Annotated in this window: 3 rRNA genes; all 3 read left to right on the forward strand. The window is 54.8% G+C overall.

Annotation, left to right across the window (positions count from 1 at the left end):
• Window positions 1-1,434 (forward strand): 16S ribosomal RNA (locus tag ACI3KT_RS18455); the annotation flags it as partial.
• Window positions 1,435-1,848: 414 nt separating this feature from the next.
• A 23S ribosomal RNA gene (locus ACI3KT_RS18460) occupies window positions 1,849-4,952 on the forward strand.
• A 109-nt stretch (window positions 4,953-5,061) separates the two neighbouring features.
• Window positions 5,062-5,178, forward strand: a 5S ribosomal RNA gene (gene rrf / locus ACI3KT_RS18465).
• Window positions 5,179-5,187: the final 9 nt, after the last annotated feature.

Here is a 5,187-nt window from a genome sequence, read left to right on the forward strand (position 1 = left end):
GGATCAGTGGCGAACGGGTGAGTAACACGTGAGCAACCTGCCCCTGACTCTGGGATAAGCGCTGGAAACGGCGTCTAATACTGGATACGAACAACGGCCGCATGGCCAGTTGTTGGAAAGATTTTTTGGTTGGGGATGGGCTCGCGGCCTATCAGCTTGTTGGTGAGGTAATGGCTCACCAAGGCGTCGACGGGTAGCCGGCCTGAGAGGGTGACCGGCCACACTGGGACTGAGACACGGCCCAGACTCCTACGGGAGGCAGCAGTGGGGAATATTGCACAATGGGCGGAAGCCTGATGCAGCAACGCCGCGTGAGGGATGACGGCCTTCGGGTTGTAAACCTCTTTTAGCAGGGAAGAAGCGAAAGTGACGGTACCTGCAGAAAAAGCGCCGGCTAACTACGTGCCAGCAGCCGCGGTAATACGTAGGGCGCAAGCGTTATCCGGAATTATTGGGCGTAAAGAGCTCGTAGGCGGTTTGTCGCGTCTGCTGTGAAATCCCGAGGCTCAACCTCGGGCCTGCAGTGGGTACGGGCAGACTAGAGTGCGGTAGGGGAGATTGGAATTCCTGGTGTAGCGGTGGAATGCGCAGATATCAGGAGGAACACCGATGGCGAAGGCAGATCTCTGGGCCGTAACTGACGCTGAGGAGCGAAAGGGTGGGGAGCAAACAGGCTTAGATACCCTGGTAGTCCACCCCGTAAACGTTGGGAACTAGTTGTGGGGTCCATTCCACGGATTCCGTGACGCAGCTAACGCATTAAGTTCCCCGCCTGGGGAGTACGGCCGCAAGGCTAAAACTCAAAGGAATTGACGGGGACCCGCACAAGCGGCGGAGCATGCGGATTAATTCGATGCAACGCGAAGAACCTTACCAAGGCTTGACATATACGAGAACGGGCCAGAAATGGTCAACTCTTTGGACACTCGTAAACAGGTGGTGCATGGTTGTCGTCAGCTCGTGTCGTGAGATGTTGGGTTAAGTCCCGCAACGAGCGCAACCCTCGTTCTATGTTGCCAGCACGTAATGGTGGGAACTCATGGGATACTGCCGGGGTCAACTCGGAGGAAGGTGGGGATGACGTCAAATCATCATGCCCCTTATGTCTTGGGCTTCACGCATGCTACAATGGCCGGTACAAAGGGCTGCAATACCGTGAGGTGGAGCGAATCCCAAAAAGCCGGTCCCAGTTCGGATTGAGGTCTGCAACTCGACCTCATGAAGTCGGAGTCGCTAGTAATCGCAGATCAGCAACGCTGCGGTGAATACGTTCCCGGGTCTTGTACACACCGCCCGTCAAGTCATGAAAGTCGGTAACACCTGAAGCCGGTGGCCTAACCCTTGTGGAGGGAGCCGTCGAAGGTGGGATCGGTAATTAGGACTAAGTCGTAACAAGGTAGCCGTACCGGAAGGTGCGGCTGGATCACCTCCTTTCTAAGGAGCATCTGACACCTCTTGTAGGTGTCCAGAACCCAGATCGAAGGCATACGTTCTTCGCTGGGAGCTCATGGGTGGAACATTTGACATGACATCGAGATCTGATCTCGGAGCTAGTACGCCGCTTGCGGTTGGAAGGTTCTGGGTGAGGGGGCCGGTGTCTGCACGCTGTTGGGTCCTGAGGGACCGGGCCGGCCTTTGGGTCGTTCTGTCTCCTCTGGGCCTCTTGTTGTTTCCCCCGTGTGGGGTTGCGAGAAGGGGTACCGCCCGTACTTTGAGAACTACACAGTGGACGCGAGCATCTTGCAGCCGATCTTTGATCGGTTGCACAAGATGATCTTAAAGATCATTAGTCAATTTCATGCCGGACCTTTCGGGGTCTGGTGTCGATTCTGATTCAAACTCATGTGATTTCAAGTCTTTAAGAGCAAACGGTGGATGCCTTGGCATCTGGAGCCGAAGAAGGACGTAGCAATCTGCGATAAGCCTCGGGGAACTGATAAGCAAGTTTTGATCCGAGGGTGTCCGAATGGGGAAACCCCGCTGGGCGGCGTGCCGACCTAGTGACTCCCGCCTGAATATATAGGGCGGGTAGAGGGAACGTGGGGAAGTGAAACATCTCAGTACCCACAGGAAGAGAAAGCAACCGCGATTCCGTTAGTAGTGGCGAGCGAAACCGGAACAGGCTAAACCTAGCGTGTGTGATAGCCGGCAGGCGTTGCACGTTGGGGGTTGTGGGACTTTTCAGTCATCTCTGCCGAGGTGGCGGCGTTACACGATGGTATAGACGAACGGTCTTGAAAGGCCGGTCATAGAGGGTGCCAACCCCGTAGTCGAAATGCCAACCGTGGCGCGAAGAGTATCCCAAGTAGCACGGGGCCCGTGAAATCCCGTGTGAATCTGTCAGGACCACCTGATAAGCCTAAATACTCCCAGATGACCGATAGCGGACAAGTACCGTGAGGGAAAGGTGAAAAGTACCCCGGGAGGGGAGTGAAATAGTACCTGAAACCGTTTGCTTACAAACCGTTGGAGCACCCCTAGCAGGTGTGACAGCGTGCCTTTTGAAGAATGAGCCTGCGAGTTAGCGATATGTGGCGAGGTTAACCCGTGTGGGGTAGCCGTAGCGAAAGCGAGTCTGAATAGGGCGATTCAGTCGCATGTCCTAGACCCGAAGCGAAGTGATCTATCCATGGCCAGGTTGAAGCGACGGTAAGACGTCGTGGAGGACCGAACCCACTTAGGTTGAAAACTGAGGGGATGAGCTGTGGATAGGGGTGAAAGGCCAATCAAACTTCGTGATAGCTGGTTCTCTCCGAAATGCATTTAGGTGCAGCGTTGCGTGTTTCTTGCCGGAGGTAGAGCTACTGGATGGCCGATGGGCCCTACAAGGTTACTGACGTCAGCCAAACTCCGAATGCCGGTAAGTGAGAGCGCAGCAGTGAGACTGTGGGGGATAAGCTTCATAGTCGAGAGGGAAACAACCCAGACCACCAACTAAGGTCCCAAAGCGCGTGCTAAGTGGGAAAGGATGTGGAGTTGCTGTGACAACCAGGAGGTTGGCTTAGAAGCAGCCACCCTTGAAAGAGTGCGTAATAGCTCACTGGTCAAGTGATTCCGCGCCGACAATGTAACGGGGCTCAAGCACGCCACCGAAGTTGTGGCATTGACATTATTGGTAGGCCTTCGTGGTCCAGCCGTGTTGATGGGTAGGAGAGCGTCGTGTGGCCAGCGAAGCGGCGGTGTAAACCAGCCGTGGAGGCTACACGAGTGAGAATGCAGGCATGAGTAGCGAAAGACGTGTGAGAAACACGTCCTCCGAAAGACCAAGGGTTCCAGGGTCAAGCTAATCTTCCCTGGGTAAGTCGGGACCTAAGGCGAGGCCGACAGGCGTAGTCGATGGACAACGGGTTGATATTCCCGTACCGGCGAAGAACCGCCCAAACTAATCCCGTAGTGCTAAGTATCTGAATCCTCACATTGGACCCTTCGGGGTTCGCCGTGGGGCCTAGCGTACGACCCCATGCTGGTGCGGTTAGCGTATTAACAGGTGTGACGCAGGAAGGTAGTCCATGCCAGGCGATGGTTGTCCTGGTGCAAGTGCGTAGGCCGAACGGTAGGCAAATCCGCCGTTCACATAGGCTGAGACACGATGCGGATAAAAAGTGGATGATCCTATGCTGCCAAGAAAAGCATCGACGCGAGGTTCTAGCCGCCCGTACCCCAAACCGACTCAGGTGGTCAGGTAGAGAATACCAAGGAGATCGAGAGAATCGTGGTTAAGGAACTCGGCAAAATGCCCCCGTAACTTCGGGAGAAGGGGGGCCATCCACTTATACGGACTTGCTCCGAAAAGGGTGTGGTGGCCGCAGAGACTAGTGGGTAGCGACTGTTTACTAAAAACACAGGTCCGTGCCAAGTCGCAAGACGATGTATACGGACTGACGCCTGCCCGGTGCTGGAAGGTTAAGAGGACCGGTTAGCCGCAAGGCGAAGCTGAGAATTTAAGCCCCAGTAAACGGCGGTGGTAACTATAACCATCCTAAGGTAGCGAAATTCCTTGTCGGGTAAGTTCCGACCTGCACGAATGGCGTAACGACTTCCCAACTGTCTCAACCGCGAACTCGGCGAAATTGCATTACGAGTAAAGATGCTCGTTACGCGCAGCAGGACGGAAAGACCCCGTGACCTTTACTACAGCTTGGTATTGGTGTTCGGTGTGGCTTGTGTAGGATAGGTGGGAGACTGTGAAGCAGGGACGCTAGTTCTTGTGGAGTCATTGTTGAAATACCACTCTGGTCACTCTGGATATCTAACTTCGAACCGTAATCCGGTTCAGGGACAGTGCCTGGTGGGTAGTTTAACTGGGGCGGTTGCCTCCCAAAATGTAACGGAGGCGCCCAAAGGTTCCCTCAACCTGGTTGGCAATCAGGTGTCGAGTGTAAGTGCACAAGGGAGCTTGACTGTGAGACTGACAGGTCGAGCAGGGACGAAAGTCGGGACTAGTGATCCGGCAGTGGCTTGTGGAAGCGCTGTCGCTCAACGGATAAAAGGTACCTCGGGGATAACAGGCTGATCTTGCCCAAGAGTCCATATCGACGGCATGGTTTGGCACCTCGATGTCGGCTCGTCGCATCCTGGGGCTGGAGTAGGTCCCAAGGGTTGGGCTGTTCGCCCATTAAAGCGGTACGCGAGCTGGGTTTAGAACGTCGTGAGACAGTTCGGTCCCTATCCGCTGCGCGCGTAGGAAATTTGAGAGGATCTGACCCTAGTACGAGAGGACCGGGTTGGACGAACCTCTGGTGTGTCAGTTGTTCCGCCAGGAGCACCGCTGATTAGCTACGTTCGGGATGGATAACCGCTGAAAGCATCTAAGCGGGAAGCCGGCCTCAAGATGAGATTTCCATACCTTCGGGTGAGAGGCTCCCAGCCAGACTACTGGGTTGATAGGCCAGATGTGTAAGTGCAGCAATGCATGCAGCTGACTGGTACTAATAAGCCGATGACTTGATAACACACCGTTTGTTGGTGCTACGCGTCCACTGAGTGGTTCTCGATGTACGGTCGAGAACCCTACAGACAACAATGATTTGTCTATAGGTTTGATTGAAACATCAATAGTGTTTCGGCGGCCATAGCGTGAGGGAAACGCCCGGTTACATTCCGAACCCGGAAGCTAAGCCTCACAGCGCCGATGGTACTGCAGGGGGGACCCTGTGGGAGAGTAGGACACCGCCGGACTTCTTTTAA

Origin of the sequence: Microbacterium sp. ZW T6_19 (genome assembly GCF_044987465.1) — a bacterium.
In the GTDB taxonomy this organism is placed as follows: domain Bacteria; phylum Actinomycetota; class Actinomycetes; order Actinomycetales; family Microbacteriaceae; genus Microbacterium; species Microbacterium natoriense_A.